Genomic DNA, 15,599 nt, shown 5'->3' with positions numbered 1-15,599 from the left:
GTCAGCGTCCTTGAGGTCGGATGGAGCCGCCGCCGCGCGGCGGCGCCCGGCCCGCCTCGACGGGACCGGCGGCGCGGCCGGAGCGGCTGGAGCCGAGGGCGGCGGCGTTGGCGAAGTCGGCGAGGCCGGCGCTGGCGCCGCCCGCCACGCCCGCGGCGATGGCCGGAGTCTGGAGAAAGAAGATCGCGCCGAGCAGGCACAGGGCGATGAAGATCAGCCCGCCCACCATCGGGTCCTGGCCTTCGATCGCGCCCCACTGGTCGCGGATGAGGGACAGGATCAGCTGGAAGATGACGATGATGAGGGCGAACAGGACGAGGTAGTTCACCGCCTGGCTGAGCCAGCCGAAGAAGTAGCGCCGCGTCGCGTCGAACAGGGCCGCGGCGATGAAGATCGGTCCCAGCGTAACCAGCAGCGCCAGGGCCAGCTTGGCCACCATGACGATGCCGAAGCCGATGGCGCAGGCCAGGGCGCCGATGACGAGGACGGCGGCGGCGACGATGTAGGGCGCCAGATCGAAGGCCGAGCCTTCGCGCGCGATGGTCTCGCTGAGATAGCCGGCATAGGCGAGGAACTGGTCGAAGGCCGCCCCGACATTGGGGGCGCCCGAGCCGCTGATCGCCTGGGTCAGGGCGTTGGGCAGATCGACGAATAGCGGCTGGGTGACGAAGCTGGAATAGGCCGCCGTCGTCGCCAGGGCGTAGAGGAAGGCCAGCTTCACCGAGCGGACCGCGAAGTCCATCACAGGCTCGGAGATCGCGCCCCGCAGGATGGCGTAGCCGTAGAGCAGCACATAGAGGACCAGCGCCACGCGCAGCGGGCCTTCGACCACGGCGATCACCGACGACAGCCGATCGCCCAGGAAGACGTTCAGGCGGTCGTCGATGAAGACGTAGCTGGGCTCGAAGACGCGGAAGCTCATGGCGCCGGTCCCTCAGTGGGCCTGCCGGTAAAGAGCTTCGCGGTCGCGGCGCTTGGCTTCGGCCAGACCCTCGCGGGCGGCGTCGCAGCCGCGCGACTGGCGGCCGGCGTTGCAGTCCGCCACCGCCGCCTCCGCCGCCGGACGGTCGGTGGCGAAGGTCTCGACCGAGCCGCCGTCGTCCGAACAGCCGACGAGGGCCAGGGCGGCCAGGAGGGGGAGGACCGTCCTCACTGGATCGCCTCCCGGTAGGTGGACAGGCGGGCGTCCCGGGCCGCGGCCGCCCGCTCGCGGGCGCGCTGCTCCTCCAGACGCGCCTCGGCCGCCTGGGTCAGGGCCAGGCCTTGCAACCGCACCTGTTCATTCTGGATCAGCGCCTGTTCGGCGGCGAGGCGCGCGTCCAGGTCCATCACCGCCCGGGCGTTGGGCGCGGTGTCGAGAGCCTGGCGCAGGGCTTCGAGCCCGGCTAGCCGCTGGTCGGCGGCGGCGCCGACGGCCTCGCCCACGGCCAGGTCGCGGGCCGTGCGGGCGCCGGAGCGTTCCAGCGCCTCGCGGTAGTAGCGATCGACCTCGGGGACCTCGCCGGCCGAGGGCGTATAGAGGCGGGTCTCCGCGCGGATGGCGTCGGCCCGTTCGGCCAGGGCGCCGAGCGCCGACAGATCGCCGTCGGCGGCGGCCCGCAGCGACCGCAGGTCCGGCAGCGGATTGCGCACCTCGGGCAGGCCGAGCTCGCGGGCCAGGGCGTTGACGTCGGAGATGTCGTTCAGGCTGTCGAACAGCTGCTGGCCCTGACGCACCTGTTCGCGCAGCTGCTCCAGCTGATCCAGCGCCGTTCGGGCCTCGCGCACCAACTGGGCGTAGGAGGTCGGGTCGTGGACGATCTGCTGGGCCTGGGCGGCGCCGGCGGCGAGCCAGAGGGCGGCGGCCGCTGCGGCCGCGCCGAGGGAACGGCGGATCATGGGAGTCTCCTTTGCTGGTGGAAGGCGTCGCGCCACTGCGCGTAGGCGTCGCCATGCTCGGCCCGGAGGCGATCGAGCAGGGCGACGGTCTCGGCCCGGCCGGACAGGATCGCCAGGGCGTCGTCCATGCCGGTCAGGTCCAGTTCCACCACCACGCTGGCGTGACCTTGCTTGACCAGGAAGCGGTGCGACTCCGGCGTCAGCTCATCGCGGATCAGGCGGAACTCGGTCTGGGTCAGGCCGAAGCCGTCGACATAGTCGCGGGCCTGGCCGTGGGCGTTCGGCAGGAAGATCTTGGTGGCGCACTGTTCGAGAATCGCCGGGGCGATCGGCGAAGCCAGGGCGTCGGACGGCGACTGGGTGCCGAACACCATCACCGCGTTCTGCTTGCGCCAGGTCTTGAGCCCGTCGCGGGCCAGATCGGTGAAGGCCGGGTCGCCCAAGGCCTTCCAGAATTCGTCGATGTCCAGCACCAGGCGGCGGCCGTCCACCCGCTCGCCGATCCGGTGCAGCAGATAGAGCATCACCGGGGCGCGCACCTCGGCGTCGTCTAGGATGGTGGTGATGTCGAACCCGACCAGCCGGGCGTCCAGCGCCACGGCGTCCTCCGGATTGTCCAGCACCCAGGCGAGCGGCCCGCCCTGAACCCAGCGTTCCAGCCGGGCGCCGATCCCGCCCGCGTCGCCCTGGCCGAGCAGGCTCCTGAGCGCGGACAACGAACGCTGCGCCCTCGGAAGGGATTCGAGCGCCCGGACCCCGTCGTCGATGGCGCGGGCCTGGGACACGGTCAGGGTCTCGCCGGGCCGATCCACCAGGGCGCGCACCAGCCGCGCGAGGAAGGCCCGGTTGGCGGGGGACGGCGTCAGCGCCTTGAACGGCGCGAAGCCGGTCGGCTCGCCGGCCTTCAGCGCCAGATAGTCGCCGCCCGAGGCCCGCACGAAAATCTCGGCACCGCGGTCCTTGTCGATGAACAGCTGCTGGACGCCGAACCGCTCCAGCTGGGCCAGGATGAAGTTCTGCACCACGGTCTTTCCCGAGCCCGACGGGCCGCAGATGAAGGTGTGGCCGAGGTCGCCGATGTGCAGGTTCAGATGGAAGGGCGAGGCGGCCGTGGTCCGCAGCACCGCCAAGGCCTCCCCCCAGTGATTGCCCGATCGCCGCCCGACCGGATGAGCGTGGAAGGGCGCGAGCGCCGCGAAGTTGCGCGAGGTGACGGCGGCGGGCCGGGTGCGTTTGGTGAAATTGCCCGGAAACTGCGCCCAGAAGGCGGCTTCCAGCCCCAGGTCTTCGCGCGCCACTACCAAGCCGGAGTCGGCCAGCACGCCGCGCGCCTTGGCCAGGTGGTCGGCCAGGGCGGCCGGGTCGTCGCCATAGACCAGGATGGAGGCGTGGTGTTCGCCCATGACGAAGCGGTTCGAGACCAGATCGTCCAGCGCGTCGGACAGGCCTTTGACCTGGGAAGCCGCGCGGTCGCGCGCGGAGACCATCTGGTTCTGCTTGCGCTCCATCACCGCGCGGGCCGCGGGCTTGGACAGGAAGGCGAAGGACTGGGCGACGACGAAGGGGAAGCGCGCGTCGAGCAAACCGTCCCACAGGCCGGGCCGCGTGACGGACGGATACTCCTTGATCGCCAGGACTCCGGCGAACCGGGTCTCCGCGACGTCGCGCAGTTCCAGGGCCTCGCGGCCGAAGATGACCCGTGCGGCATAGGCGGCGTCGCCGAGATGGCCGCAGGTCAGCGGCACCCGCTCGGCCCGGCCGGTCAGGATCAGGCGCACCATCTCCAGCGGCTCGGAGAACCACAGACCGCGCCGTTCATAGAGGCCGAGGCAGCGCGGGCCGTATCGCCCGAGAAACTGCACGAGGTCGCGGGCGGCGTCCTCCAGACGGCGCAGCAGGGCGGCGTCGATCTCGGCGCCGCCGCGCCGGGCGGCGCGCAGCCGCCGCATCAGGGCGCCGGCACGCTCGCCGGCCTCGCGGCCCGGATGCAGCACCAGCGAGACATAGAGCTCATTGACGAACAGGCGTCCGGCCGCGAGCCGGGCGTCATAGTCGACCGACAGCTCGCGCGCGAAGGCCGAGGCGTGGCCCGTTGCGGGCCTCAGCGCGATCGGGCGGCGCACGACATGGTGCCAGACGGCCAGCCGATCGTCGGCGAGGTTGCGCCAGGCCTGGTTCAGCTTGACGTGCCAGTCGTTCAGGTCGCGGGCATCGGCGGTCTCGAAACTGACGCCGTCGAGCTTCAGGCCGATCATCAGGGCGCCGCTGTCGAGCGCCACAATCTCGTCGGTGACGTGACGCGCGTAGGGCAGGGCGGCCCGGGCCTCGGGCTCCTGCTTCAGCCGCCGCATGGAGACGCCGTCAGCCATGACGCAGACCTCTGGGCGTGAGGCGGCGCACCAAGGGCAGGGGCGTCGGCGAAGAGCCGCCCCAGGTCGCGCCGTTTCGCGCCCGGCCCTTGGTGTCGACATAGACGACCAGCAGCCGGAAGGCGTTGTGGTCCGCCTTGCAGATGGCGCGAAACACCAGATGCAGCGCCGGGGCGACCAGCAGATAAAGCAGGCTGCCGCCGACGAGGAAGACGATCCCCGACAGGATGACGTTGACGCCGAAGGCCTCCATCGGGACGCCCATCACCATCGCCGGCCGGGTGCAGGCGAGAAACAGCGGGTCTTCCGCCAGGCGCTCATCATCCATGGCCGCCTCCCGCCGGGGCGACGCTGGCGGCGAGCAGCAGTCCGAGCGCGACGCCGCCCAGCGTCTGGGCGAACCGCGCCGGCGAGACGATCCGGCGCAGCGGCAGGGCACCGAGCCCGAGCGCGAGGATCGCGGCGGTGACGCAGGTGCCGGTCATCAGCCGCCCCCGGTGATGAGACTGACAATCTCCGCCGCGCCGAAAACCACGACGATGCCCAGCACGACGATGGCGGCCCGGCGCAGGTCGAAAAGGCCGAACATCCAGAGAATGCCGACCACGACGACGGCGAGGACCGCGAGCAGCCGGGCGGTGTTGCCGGTCAGCATGTCCACCACATTCTGTAGCAGGCCTTCGACATTGGCGGAGGCGAAGGCGGGACCGGCTGCGGCCAGGCTGGCGGCGCAGGCGATGGCCGATGCGGCGGCCAAGCGGCGGGCGTTGGAAACACGAACGGTCATGGCGGCGAACTCCCGATGGGGTGTGTCGAGACGGCGATGTGGGCGGCCGCGCGCGCCCGGGCGAAGATGTCCCAGGCGGGAGGCGGAGCCTGCGCGGCGAGATGGACCGGAGCGCCCGACGACGGGGCGGCGACCTGGGACGGCAGGGTGAGGGACAGCCGCGCCGCGGCCGCCTCCACGCGGCGCACATAGCCGTTGCGGAATCCACGCTGCGGATGGCCCGTGTTGTAGCGGGACAGGGCGACGCGGAGCGCGGCCTGGCGAGCATCAGGACTGTCACCGGTCGGGCGATAGCCGGCGCGCAGCACTTCGGCGGAGGCGGCGAGGCTGCGGCAGGGATCAAAGGCGTCTTCGACGGTGAGGCCGAGCCATTGGAGATTATCGCTGTTGATCTGGGCGAGGCCGAGATCAAGGTTGGCCCCGTCGCGCAGGAGCTGATGCGCCGTCTCGACCGCCTGCTGCGCGCTGGCCTGGCGCGGGGGCTTGGACCCTCCGCGATTGACGCCGATGGCGAAGGGGTCGAAGCGGCTCTCAACATAGGCAACGGCGGCGAGGGTCTGCGGCGCCACCGAGGGGGCGCAGGTCTGGGCGAGAGCGAGGACGAAGGCGAGATCGAGCATGGGGCGTTCCAGTGGACGCATCAGCTCAGCGGAATCGTTTGCCGGAAACGACCCGCCAGAACCCGGTGGGAAATCTACGGTCGGAATGAGCGGGCTTCGTCAGCGCGCCGGTCGCCGACCGCCATCCGCGCGACGGCCTGGACACGAGTGCGGACGCCCAGAACGCTGCACGCCGTCATCACATGCTCATCAACGGTGCGAGGTGACAGCCCGAGCCGCTCTCCGATGCCCGAGGACGTGAGCCCGAGCGCCGCGAGACGAAGACACTGGCGCTGGCGCGTCGTCAGGGCGTCGAGCTCCGGAGTGGATGTCGGTGCGAAGGCGGGAACGGGGGATTGCATCCCCGAATCCAGCCGCGAAACGGGATTGCAGCGACAGTCCGTTACATAACGACCGTGGATCTACGACCGCAGGCGTCACGTTGCGCGGTCGGGCGCTAACCGTCATCCCGGGCCGGTGCGAGCAGCCGCCCTCGACGTTGGTCCAGCCAGGCGTCCGCCTCCGCGTCACGCCGCACGGACAGGTCGGCAAGGTCCCGGAGCGTCTTTGTGAAGGCGTTGATGATTGTTCGCGCGCCCAGCTCGCTGATGGCGTCGCCCGCCTCCTCATCGAACTCCTGGAGCGCCACGGCCAGGATCGTCGCAAGTTTGTTGTCGGCGCACCGCAAGGCGAATGCGGGGGATCCGATAGCGAGCGCGGCTAGGATGCCGTGCGGATCGCTGTCCGTGACCTCGGCGAAGCGATGAATGCGCTCGATATTGATGCGGCCTGCACCGGACTCGAAATGCTCATACGAGCGCAGGGCCATGTTCATCCCCTGAGCGACATCGGCCGAGCGCATCCGCCTGTGGGTCCGGATCAGCCGCAGGCTCGAGGAGAGGACCGCGTTCGCCGTCTGCGTCTGCCGGGCGTCCATGTCGCCAAGTCCTCCCTCCTGCGGGCGCCACGCGCGCTATCCGAACCGCACCCCTGCAGGTTGAAAACTGCCTCACAGGGGCGCCAAATGAAAGCCTTGAAAGATCAAGAGCATAAAATCTGCGGTTCAGGCGCAGGTTTCTTGCGGAGATCAGTATTGGAACCGGACCATGGCCTGGTCGACCCGAGAACTTGTCATCGCGGACGTTCGTATTGCCGCAACAGGGGCGAGGTCATGAGGCAGCGCGACCCGTTCGGAACCGCCTTGGCGAGTTTGCGCGCAGCCCTTGATGAAGGCCTCGCTCCCGGACAGCATCTGTCCATCGCGGACATCGCGGCCGGCCTCGGGCTCAGCACAAGCCCTGTTCGCGAGGCGCTCTCTCGACTGTGCGGCGAAGGATTGATCGAAGACCGCCGTGGGCTCGGCTATTTCACCCGTGGCGTTCCCCTTGAGGACATCCTGGGCCTGCTGGATCTGGAGGTCGCCCATCTCCGGCTCGCGGCCGCCGCCATGGGAGAGACGCCTCCATCGGATGGCTCGGACGCCGCCGTCGAGGCCTGGATCGACGACATCCTCAGCCGCTGCGAGAACCAGCCTCTTGTCGAGAGCCTCGTCCGCGTCCGCCGCCGCCTGTCGCCACTGCGCCGACTGAACGGTCTGACTGAAGTGGAGATCGACCCGCAGGAGAAGGATGGGCTGAAGGCCTATCATGAGCGCTGGCGTGTGGGTGCAGGAAGTCTCGCCTCACGCGCTCGCAGGATCGATCCCGGTCAGTCCGAGTATACGCGAAATATAGTTTGAATCGATTGTCGTCCGGGGGTTGATGGGTGGTCGTCGACGTTTTGTCGGCTGTTCAAAACAGGAGACGACCATGACCCCCAAGACCATCTCGCGCCTCGTGCGCCTTGGCGCGGCGCGCAAGCTGACCCGCTCGGCGACCGACGGAGACTTCGTCGAGCTGAACTCGCCGGAACGATACGACATCCCGGCGAGCGCCTGATCGAGACGGGCCGTCCCTGAGGGGCGGCCCGGACGCTCGGCTTCGCCCCGCCCGATGCGTTCAGAGAAGGGGCGCTCCAAGACAAGGAGATGGCGATGAACGCCAACACCCGCGTGCTGCGGCTTGGAAAAGCCCGCTGCCTGACCCGGTCCTCGATGACCGGACACCTGATCGAACTGAATTCTCCCGAGCGTTGGGAGATGTCGGTCGGCTGACACTGGAGCGGGCCGCTCGCAAGGCGGTCCGCCTCCTTGGAGAAAACGCCGCCCGTCTCTGCTCGCCGGGTGGGTCACATAAGGCACATCTGCATGGTCGCCGACGTCCAGGTTTCGGCCTTATCCGAGAACGCTCTGCTGGCGAGAACCGTCCACGCCGTCAAATCGGGAGACGATCTCATCCTGCTGGACCTCGAGACCGACGATTACATTCTCGTGCCCGAATGTCCGACCGTGCAGGTGAACGGGGCTGCGCTTCGAGCCCCCATGGATCTGCTGCTCGATCTCGCCGCGAACGATCTTCTTCAGTCGGATGGTCCGGCGAGCGACCGCCCTGGGGCGCCGCCGTTGCCGAAATATGCCCTACCGCAGACAGCCGCCCAGCATCCGTCACTGCGGGACATGGCCAGTTTTGCGTCGATCTGGGCCGGCGCCTCGATGCGCAGACCGGCCCTCCAGGCGCTGGTAGAGGGCTTCGCCGGTCGGGAGGGTTGTCGTGACGACCTCATCGCTGTGTCCGGACGTGTCGAGATGTTTCGGCGCCTGCTTCCCTTTGCGCCGCGGGTGGGCGCATGCCTGTTCCAAGCCGAGCTTCTTCTTCGTTTCCTCAATGCGGCCGGCCTGGATGCCGACTGGGTTTTCGGCGTCCGAACCTGGCCGTTCATGGCGCATTGCTGGCTGCAGATCGGGGACCACTGCGTCAGTCAGAACCCCGAGACCCTCACAATGTATCGCCCCATCATGGTGATCTGAACCATGAGCGCGGATAGCTACGTCGTCCTGGTGGAGGATGAGCCCGGGGCCCTGGAGCGGCTCTCAGAGCAAGTCGGTCGCCGCCTCGCCGGAGCCGGATGGAGGAAGGTCGTGGCGCGGCCCTACCTCGAGGTGTTCGCGCCCGCCACGTCCCGGCTCGAGATCACCGAAGGTCTTGATGGCCACGGCGTGGTCCTCGGACAGATATTCGACAATGAAGGGCGCGCCCTGTCGAAAGATGATCGGGGCGCGGTCGCCTGCAGGCCCCTGGATCCAACGCGGGCAGAGCGGATCGTACGGAGCCACTGGGGGCGCTACGTCCTCGTGCGAAGAGTCTCTGGAGAGGCGGCGGTCCTTCGAGATCCGTCCGGGGCGCTCGAGGCGGTGGCCTGGGGCAAGGCTGGCGTCACCGTCATCGCGCCTAGCGCACCTTCAGCCCTGGACGCGCTTCTGCCCGACGAACTCGCAGTAAACTGGGACTCGCTTGGCCAGCTCCTTCACAGGGGCGGCTCCTTTCGGCACGAGCTCGCCCTGACAGGGCTTTTTCCGATCGCGGCGGGCGCACTGGCCTGTGTGCGCGGGCCTGCCGGGCGCTCTTCCCAGGTCTGGGCCCCCGGAGAAATCTATCGCGCCGCGAGACACGGGGCCCGACCGGACATCCGCGCCGTTGTCGACCGGACAGTGTGCGCCTTCGCCGGCGGAGGGCGCTGGCTCATGGAGGTCAGCGGAGGACTGGACTCCGCCATCGTCGCCGGCGCCCTCGGTGATCGGGCGCGGTCGCAGGTTTCCGTCTGGCTGAACCATTATGTTGACGACCCCGAGGGCGATGAGCGCGTATTCGCGCGCCCGATCGTGGAACGACACGGCCACGTCCTGACAGAGGTGGGGCGGCGGGGCGTCACCCTGTCGAAAGCTCGGCTCGATCGGTCAGCCCACGGCTTTCGGCCCGCGATCAATGATCTCGACACCGACTACAATGACGATGTCGCCGCCAGGGTCGAGGCCTCAGGCGCCTGTGGCTCGATGACGGGGCAGGGTGGAGATGCGGTCTTTTTCCAGATGCCCAGCTATCTGGTTGCACTGGACGAGGTCTTTGAACGCAGGCTGATGGCGCGTTTCCCGGTCCTTCATCAGACCGCGCGCTGGACAGGGCAGTCGTTATGGCCGGCCGCCTGGATGAAAGCCTGGAGAGGGCATCGGCGAGGCCGCAGCAAATGGGAGCACCCATGGTTTCAGGACCTCAAGGGCGTGCCCCCGGGCAAGGCCCTGCAGATCGCCGCCCTGGTGAACTGCCAGACCTTTCACGGCCTGGCGGTGCGAAATCGGCCAGGACCGAGCGTGCATCCTTTGCTGAGCCAGCCAGTCATGGAAGCCGGGCTGGCTCTGTCGTCGGTCGAACTGACGAAGGGCGGCCGGGATCGCGCCGCGGCTCGCGCGGCCTATGAAGACGTCCTGCCGCCCGCGATCTTCTCACGTCGCTCCAAGGGTGAACTGGGCAAGTTCTATGGGGAGGCTGTCGCGTCCAACCTGCCGTTTCTCCGCAGCTTCCTCCTCGAAGGAGAACTGGCCCAGGCGGGCCTGCTGGCTCCCGGCTTTTCCAGTGAACTCACCCGAGAAGCCCTGCTGTGGCGAGGGGGCTTTTCCAGGCTGATCAGTCTCGCCCTGACGGAGGCATGGCTCCGGCGCTGGCAGATGCGGATTGCGGAGCGCCGGACCTGAGGTGTCGATCGAACCAGTCCAGAATCTGAGCGTAATAGACCCGCGCATTGCCGGGCGTGTGGATGCTGTGATCCTCGCCGAACAGATAGGTCAGCGCCGCGGGCCGTCGCAATCGCCGGAGCGCCGCGTACATCTGTTCCGCCTGCCCTGAAGGCGAATCCATCTCGCCATGGAACAGCAGGACAGGCGCTGAAATATCAGCGGCGCGTTCGAAGGCGCTGGCGCGTCGGTAGCGCTCCGGGTCGCTCCAGTATGCCCTCGACATCCCGGCCTGCCCCGTTTCAAGCCATCGCGACCAGCCTGTCACGCCGAGATCATTCTCTCCCGACATTCGGGCATGCGGTGACAGGGAAGCGATCGCTGAAGCGAGATTATAGTTTCCGTTGATGGCCACGACAGCGCCGAAACGCGACGACTGCGACACACTGAGCATGACGGCCCAGGCCCCAAAGCTGTGGCCCCACAGGCCGATCCGGTCGCGGTCCACCAACCCATCTGACGCCGCCGCGTCCACGACAGCGAGAATGCGGTCCGCCAGTCCATTGGAGGGCTCAGCGTTTGTCGGCAGATCGGGGTAGAGGACCGCGTACCCGGCGGCCACCAGCAAGCCGCCGTTCAGGGTCATCTGAACGGACTCCGGGCGCATCGCACGCGGCGGGGAGGGGTAGGTTGCCCCGGGATAGGGAATGACGACGACAGGCGGCGGACGGTCGTGCGGGGTGGTCGGCAGGTAGAGCCACCCCCTGACCTGCTCCGGCCCCGTGACGAGATGCGGGTCGGGCACATCGACGGCGTCGAGCTCGGGATTGAGACGCCAGACGACCGTTGAGCCATGTTCTGAGTGGAGGTGCAGCAGATTCGCCCCGCGGCCTTCCAGACCGGGACCGACGCTTATCCCCGCAGCGAAACTGGCGCTCCCGCTCGCCACGGCGTCCATGCACGTTTCCGGTCGGCCCAGATCGGCAAATACGCGGCAGGTCCGGCCGCCCGAAACACGTACGCCCAGGGTCGACGCTCCCATCGGGTCGGTCTGTGCCCGTTGGCCCAACGGACCGTCGGGGCGGCCAAGTCCCGTCGCCGCGCCCAGATCCTCAAGCGTCGCGTCTGGATGCAGCCGCGCGACCCGGCCTGCGTCGACGAAGAGGGCCCCCCGATCTCCCTGAGCCGCGAGACGCGCTGATCCGGTCAGTCCGGCGACCGTGAATGTCTCCGCACCCTTCTGAATATGCCAGCCCGACAGATCGCCAAGGCGCCCGCGGACGACAGGGGTTTCGCCTAGCCAGCCAGCGTGCGTGGTCGGGTTGCCGTGGGAATCGATGTCCGCATCGGGCCTGACCCCTGCTGGCGTCACGTCGCGGGCCGCGCCCGATACGGAGATCGAGAGAACTTTCGCGGGCTGCGTCCCAATCACTGTGACGAGGACGGCGTCAGATCCCGGAGCCCACACCAGAAGTCCGGTAGAAATATCGCGGGCCTCGGCTGGATCAATGACGGCGCTGGAGCGCACGTCGACAAGGCGCAGCCAGCGCGCCCGCCTGACCTGGGTCGCTGTTTCCGGATCGGGCAGCGGGTGCAGGGGACCGTCCGCGATCAGCGCAACGTGACGGCCATCCGGAGACGCTTCAAAATCGAGAAACGGCCCCTCCGACAGCAGTCGCGCCTGTCCGGACGCAGCATCCACCCGCCAGAGCGCGCGAACGGGCCGGTCCGCTTCTCCCGGATCCCTGCCGACGGATATGAAGGCCGGCTCGCCCCGAGAGGCGCGGGCCCACAGATCGGGCAGGTGAAGCTGGGTCGTCATGAGGTCTGCGAGACGGGGAGGGAGATCTCCCCGCGGCATGCCGAGCACGAGAAATTCCGACGCCGAGATCCACTGAACCGATCGGCCCCACGCGCCGGTCTCGGGCGTGATGTCCATCCAGGACACAGCGTCGGTCTCAATATCGACCACCCCGATCCGGAAGCTGAGATCCTGAAGTCGGAAAACGACCAGCTTTTTGCCGTCGGGCGAGAAAGGCCCCATCGTATAGCCGGCGTCGTCATCCATCGGCACGACCGGTCGGACCCGTTCGGGATCAGCCGGATCGAACCGGTACAGGCGTGCATATCTGAGCGCGCCCTCCGGCTGGGTGTCGTAGCGGGGCAGATCGCCCCGCGCCCTTCGCTCCTCGAACACCGCTACGGCTCCGGAGGGGCTCAGGGCGACGCGCCCGAACGTCTCAAGTCCGAGCAGGGTGTCGAGGGTGAGAGGGTCCGCGGCAGCCGGGATCGGGCACGCGAGAGCCAGGGCGCCGAGCGCGCCCGCGATGTCTCGTCTCACAGCGTCTCACCAGCGCTTGACGAGCTGAAGAGAAATCTGCCGTCCGAAGACGTTTGCATTCGCCCCATCGAACCCGATCCCGCCGGGAGCATCGTAGAAGGGAGGGGCCGCGTTGGAGAGGTTCAGGACGTTCAGGGTGACCGACAGGCCTTCGCGCCAGCCGCTTTCGAAGTCATAGCGAACCTGCCCGTCAAAGGTCGCCCAGTCGTCGATCTGGCGATTGGACAGCGGGTCGCGACCGCCGCTCACATAGTTGGCGATCAGGCCGACGGTCAGCGCTCCGCTCATCCACTGGCCACCCGCGCGACCCCGCCAGCGGGCCGGAAAATTCGGGTCGCCAAGCAGGTCTTCCGTGGGTGATGCCGCAGTGATCGTCCGATCATTGGTCAGGAGATGGGTCACGGCTCCGTCGATCATCGCCTGTCCGGCGCCGAGTTCGAAACGGTAGCGCGCCGCGAGATCGAGGCCTTCGACCTCGACGCCGGAAGCATTGACGAACCGGTTATCGACGATCACGCCATAAGATGTCGCCGGAAAGACCGCCGGATTGAAGTTGCCGGGGTGGTCCAGCAGGGACCGGACGAGCGCGCGGTCTTCCGCGGACGTGGTCGGCGACACGTATCGAACGAATGGCGCGAGCGCCGGATCGTTCAGGGCGTTGGTCAGGTTCTGGATGACCGGATTGCCAATGCGGTTGTCAAACCGGGTCCGAAACCAGTTTCCTTCAACGCGCAGACCCTCGTAGGGGGCGGGGGTCCACACAAACCCGGCGGTCACCGACTCCGCTGTTTCCGGAACCAGGTCGGGGTTGCCGCCATACTGGATCAGGGTGAGGACGTTGGTCCCGGCCCGGTTCAGGAAGGACGGCCCGATTTGATAGGCGCTCTGAAGTTCGCGGAGCGACGGCGCCCGGAACGATGTCCCCCAGGAGGTTCGGAGCAGAAGGTCTGACGTGGGACTGTAAAGCACGCCGATTTTCGGATTGCTGGTGCGGCCGACCCCTTCGTGATCCTCGACGCGACCGGCGAGCGAGAGTTCAAGACGCTCAATCCAGCGTCTGGCGTTTGCCTGCCCAATGAGTGGTGCTCGCAGTTCGACAAAAGCGGAGGACACGTCCCGCTCGAAGGCGATGGGTGCAACCACCCGAGGGGCGGTGCCTGACAGGAAATTCTCGCCTGTCGACTCATACTGTTCCCGGCGGAAATCAAACCCGACGGCCGCCCTCAGCGGCCCGCCGGGCAACTCAACGACCGTTCCGTCGGTCTTGAAGTTGAATGAGCCTACCGTCGTCGCATATTCAACAGCCGTATAGCCGGACCCGATGTGCGACAGGATGGTGGCGGTGTTGGAAGCAGGTCCGCCGAAGGGATTGAAGAACCCGTCCCGTGCCGTGCTGAAATCCGTCGTGGGGATGTCCGCGCGGGTCCCGAGGGCTTCCTGCAGGAAGGTCGTCTGGACGCGATTGGACTGCAGACGCCCGCTGGTTTCGCGCCCGCCGCTGGCATAGGCGGATACGTTCCAGCCCAGCAGTTCGCCCGTGATCCCCACGGCCCCGCCAAGGCTGGTGGTTTCGCCGTCCATCCGGCCGGGACCCAGATCCCTGATCCAGGAGTATGCAATGTCGTGAGAGGTCGAGCCGTTCGGTGATACGAAATACGGATTGGCGGTGTTCACCGTCAGGGTGCCGATGTCCGCCGATGTTCTCAGCGTATAGTTGCGTTCGGTGTATCGGACGTCGCCATCCAGGCGGAAGCTGCCGGGCAGGTTCTGCTGAGCGGCAAAGAAGAGGCTTTGTCGTTTCTGGTGCGGCAGAAACCACTGCCCTTCGATCTGGCTGGTGCGATTAACTTGCCCGGCGATGAAATCGGAAGGTCGAAGGCCGATACCGTTCTGCCCATCCGGGATGGCGAACAGCGGCACGTAGCTCCCTGTCGCTGAATCAAAGCGTACGATGTTCCCCGGGGCGGCGAAGAGCGGCCGTCGATCCGTTCCCCCCAGGCGCCGCAGGTCTGCGTCTCGCGTGGCCTCCCGGGCTGCGCCGGCCAGCTCCCCCCGATCATGATATTCGTAAGCTGCGACGATCGATCCGCTCGACCAGTTCAGTCCACCCGCATGTGACAGCAGGAGCTCCTCGGCGCCGCCATCGCTCGTGCCGCCGACCCGCAGCTTCGTTTCAGCCCCCTCGAAGCGGTCTCTCAGGATGATATTGACCACGCCGCCCACGGCGTCGGCGCCGTAGAGGGCGGATGCTCCATCAAGCAGGACGTCGGCTCTGGCGATCGCACTCGTCGGAATGTTGGAAATGTCTGCGAAGTCGCCAGCATTGCCTGTGCCGGCGACGCGTCTCCCGTTGACCAGAACGAGGGTCGCATCCGCTCCCAGCCCGCGAAGGTTGACCCCGGTTGCAGAGCTGGTGTTGCGGCCCGACCGGTCAGCGCCCGTGTTCGCTGATCCTTCGTAGGCGGCGCCCGTGAAGTTCTGAGGCAGGGCCGCAAGGGTCTCGGCGACGGTGCCACGCCCCTGCCGTTCGACGTCCGCCTGCGTCAGCACCGTTACAGGCGAGGGGCTGTCTGCACCCCGCAGATAGGTCCCGGTCACGACGATCTCTTCAAGCTGCGTCGCTTCCGTCAGGTCGGCCCGCGCCATCGGATCGACGAGGACGAAAACCCGTGGGCGACTCTGCCGATAGGTAAGGCCAGTGCCGCGGAGCAGCTCACCCAGCGCCGCCTCCGGTGTGAGCTCGCCGGTGACGGACGGGGCCTGGCGACCCGCGACGAGAGCGCTGGGATAAAGAATCTGATGGCCGCTCTGCTGGGCAAAGATCGGCAGGCTGCGCTCGAGCGGCCCGGCCCCGATGCTGAAGGCGCGGACTGGCTCGGTCGACTGCGCGATGACCGGCGTCGCGGCGCCCATCAGCAGAGCGGCAAGCGCGGTGGACGTGAACCTGTGACCCATGATCTTCCCCCAATTCTACCCGCGGTATCGCGGGGCGGGGAGGAGACGATGGGTCGCGGCCTGTCCC

16 protein-coding genes are annotated in these 15,599 nt (G+C 67.8%); 4 read left to right on the top strand and 12 right to left on the bottom strand.

Translation table 11 applies throughout. From position 1 onward, the window contains the following. Position 1: 1 nt before the first annotated feature. From ABIB58_RS02655 to ABIB58_RS02610, 10 genes are all read right to left on the bottom strand, one after another. Complete coding sequence (locus ABIB58_RS02655; RefSeq protein ID WP_288758047.1) at positions 2-922, bottom strand: TrbL/VirB6 family protein; 921 nt, start codon at positions 920-922, stop codon at positions 2-4. Between the two features lie 12 nt (positions 923-934). Beyond that, complete coding sequence (locus tag ABIB58_RS02650; protein ID WP_288758045.1) at positions 935-1,153, bottom strand: hypothetical protein; 219 nt, start codon at positions 1,151-1,153, stop codon at positions 935-937. Continuing rightward, positions 1,150-1,878, bottom strand: coding sequence for a TrbJ/VirB5 family protein (locus tag ABIB58_RS02645; protein ID WP_288758043.1), 729 nt, complete (start codon positions 1,876-1,878; stop codon positions 1,150-1,152). The genes ABIB58_RS02650 and ABIB58_RS02645 overlap by 4 nt, the downstream gene beginning before the upstream one ends. After that, complete coding sequence (locus ABIB58_RS02640; protein ID WP_288758040.1) at positions 1,875-4,247, bottom strand: VirB4 family type IV secretion/conjugal transfer ATPase; 2,373 nt, start codon at positions 4,245-4,247, stop codon at positions 1,875-1,877. Before ABIB58_RS02640 ends, ABIB58_RS02645 begins: the two co-directional genes overlap by 4 nt. Continuing rightward, entirely contained in the window at positions 4,240-4,575 is a 336-nt protein-coding gene (locus ABIB58_RS02635; RefSeq protein WP_288758038.1) for a VirB3 family type IV secretion system protein, read from the bottom strand. The genes ABIB58_RS02640 and ABIB58_RS02635 overlap by 8 nt, the downstream gene beginning before the upstream one ends. Next, on the bottom strand, positions 4,568-4,732 hold the full coding sequence (locus ABIB58_RS02630; RefSeq protein WP_288758036.1) for a hypothetical protein: 165 nt from the start codon (positions 4,730-4,732) through the stop codon (positions 4,568-4,570). Before ABIB58_RS02630 ends, ABIB58_RS02635 begins: the two co-directional genes overlap by 8 nt. After that, on the bottom strand, positions 4,732-5,034 hold the full coding sequence (locus ABIB58_RS02625; RefSeq protein ID WP_288758034.1) for a TrbC/VirB2 family protein: 303 nt from the start codon (positions 5,032-5,034) through the stop codon (positions 4,732-4,734). The genes ABIB58_RS02630 and ABIB58_RS02625 overlap by 1 nt, the downstream gene beginning before the upstream one ends. Further along, complete coding sequence (locus ABIB58_RS02620; protein ID WP_288758032.1) at positions 5,031-5,654, bottom strand: lytic transglycosylase domain-containing protein; 624 nt, start codon at positions 5,652-5,654, stop codon at positions 5,031-5,033. Before ABIB58_RS02620 ends, ABIB58_RS02625 begins: the two co-directional genes overlap by 4 nt. 74 nt (positions 5,655-5,728) lie before the next feature. Beyond that, on the bottom strand, positions 5,729-5,995 hold the full coding sequence (locus ABIB58_RS02615; protein ID WP_288758030.1) for a helix-turn-helix domain-containing protein: 267 nt from the start codon (positions 5,993-5,995) through the stop codon (positions 5,729-5,731). A 95-nt stretch (positions 5,996-6,090) separates the two neighbouring features. Further along, the gene (locus tag ABIB58_RS02610; protein ID WP_288758028.1) at positions 6,091-6,570 is read right to left on the bottom strand and encodes a helix-turn-helix domain-containing protein; all 480 of its coding nucleotides are present in this window, start codon (positions 6,568-6,570) and stop codon (positions 6,091-6,093) included. Between the two features lie 87 nt (positions 6,571-6,657). On the opposite strand from ABIB58_RS02610, the gene ABIB58_RS02605 reads away from it, so the two are divergent. The 4 genes from ABIB58_RS02605 (at position 6,658) to ABIB58_RS02590 (ending at position 10,257) form a co-directional block, all read left to right on the top strand. Next, positions 6,658-7,371, top strand: a complete 714-nt coding sequence (locus tag ABIB58_RS02605) for a GntR family transcriptional regulator (protein WP_354038917.1) — start codon at positions 6,658-6,660, stop codon at positions 7,369-7,371. A 70-nt stretch (positions 7,372-7,441) separates the two neighbouring features. Beyond that, a complete protein-coding gene (locus ABIB58_RS02600) occupies positions 7,442-7,570 on the top strand; it encodes a hypothetical protein (protein WP_288758024.1) in 129 nt (42 codons plus the stop codon). A 308-nt stretch (positions 7,571-7,878) separates the two neighbouring features. Further along, on the top strand, positions 7,879-8,538 hold the full coding sequence (locus ABIB58_RS02595; RefSeq protein WP_288758022.1) for a lasso peptide biosynthesis B2 protein: 660 nt from the start codon (positions 7,879-7,881) through the stop codon (positions 8,536-8,538). A gap of 3 nt (positions 8,539-8,541) precedes the next feature. Continuing rightward, positions 8,542-10,257 (top strand): asparagine synthase-related protein, encoded by a 1,716-nt coding sequence (locus ABIB58_RS02590; RefSeq protein ID WP_354038914.1) that lies wholly within the window; start codon positions 8,542-8,544, stop codon positions 10,255-10,257. Here ABIB58_RS02590 and ABIB58_RS02585 read toward each other — a convergent pair. Both ABIB58_RS02585 and ABIB58_RS02580 read right to left on the bottom strand, forming a co-directional pair. After that, positions 10,190-12,577 carry a S9 family peptidase gene (locus tag ABIB58_RS02585; protein WP_288758580.1) on the bottom strand — a complete coding sequence of 796 codons (2,388 nt, stop codon included), beginning with the start codon at positions 12,575-12,577 and terminating at the stop codon, positions 10,190-10,192. The genes ABIB58_RS02590 and ABIB58_RS02585 overlap by 68 nt on opposite strands. A gap of 6 nt (positions 12,578-12,583) precedes the next feature. Then, positions 12,584-15,532, bottom strand: coding sequence for a TonB-dependent receptor domain-containing protein (locus ABIB58_RS02580; protein ID WP_354038912.1), 2,949 nt, complete (start codon positions 15,530-15,532; stop codon positions 12,584-12,586). Between the last annotated feature and the right edge of the window lie 67 nt (positions 15,533-15,599).

The sequence above is a fragment of the Brevundimonas sp. UYEF29 genome (genome assembly GCF_040546195.1).
GTDB classification, from domain to species: Bacteria; Pseudomonadota; Alphaproteobacteria; order Caulobacterales; family Caulobacteraceae; genus Brevundimonas; species Brevundimonas huaxiensis.
Note: the sequence above shows the minus strand (reverse complement) of the source record. Positions and strands in the feature narration are given on the sequence as shown.

Excerpts from the sequence above, each read along its gene's own strand:
- ABIB58_RS02655 (WP_288758047.1), bottom strand. The coding sequence starts at position 922 with ATGAGCTTCCGCGTCTTCGAGCCCAGCTACGTCTTCATCGACGACCGC.
- ABIB58_RS02645 (WP_288758043.1), bottom strand. The coding sequence starts at position 1,878 with ATGATCCGCCGTTCCCTCGGCGCGGCCGCAGCGGCCGCCGCCCTCTGG.
- ABIB58_RS02640 (WP_288758040.1), bottom strand. The coding sequence starts at position 4,247 with ATGGCTGACGGCGTCTCCATGCGGCGGCTGAAGCAGGAGCCCGAGGCC.
- ABIB58_RS02635 (WP_288758038.1), bottom strand. The coding sequence starts at position 4,575 with ATGGATGATGAGCGCCTGGCGGAAGACCCGCTGTTTCTCGCCTGCACC.
- ABIB58_RS02630 (WP_288758036.1), bottom strand. The coding sequence starts at position 4,732 with ATGACCGGCACCTGCGTCACCGCCGCGATCCTCGCGCTCGGGCTCGGT.
- ABIB58_RS02625 (WP_288758034.1), bottom strand. The coding sequence starts at position 5,034 with ATGACCGTTCGTGTTTCCAACGCCCGCCGCTTGGCCGCCGCATCGGCC.
- ABIB58_RS02620 (WP_288758032.1), bottom strand. The coding sequence starts at position 5,654 with ATGCTCGATCTCGCCTTCGTCCTCGCTCTCGCCCAGACCTGCGCCCCC.
- ABIB58_RS02615 (WP_288758030.1), bottom strand. The coding sequence starts at position 5,995 with ATGCAATCCCCCGTTCCCGCCTTCGCACCGACATCCACTCCGGAGCTC.
- ABIB58_RS02610 (WP_288758028.1), bottom strand. The coding sequence starts at position 6,570 with ATGGACGCCCGGCAGACGCAGACGGCGAACGCGGTCCTCTCCTCGAGC.
- ABIB58_RS02605 (WP_354038917.1), top strand. The coding sequence starts at position 6,658 with ATGAAAGCCTTGAAAGATCAAGAGCATAAAATCTGCGGTTCAGGCGCA.
- ABIB58_RS02600 (WP_288758024.1), top strand. The coding sequence starts at position 7,442 with ATGACCCCCAAGACCATCTCGCGCCTCGTGCGCCTTGGCGCGGCGCGC.
- ABIB58_RS02595 (WP_288758022.1), top strand. The coding sequence starts at position 7,879 with ATGGTCGCCGACGTCCAGGTTTCGGCCTTATCCGAGAACGCTCTGCTG.
- ABIB58_RS02590 (WP_354038914.1), top strand. The coding sequence starts at position 8,542 with ATGAGCGCGGATAGCTACGTCGTCCTGGTGGAGGATGAGCCCGGGGCC.
- ABIB58_RS02580 (WP_354038912.1), bottom strand. The coding sequence starts at position 15,532 with ATGGGTCACAGGTTCACGTCCACCGCGCTTGCCGCTCTGCTGATGGGC.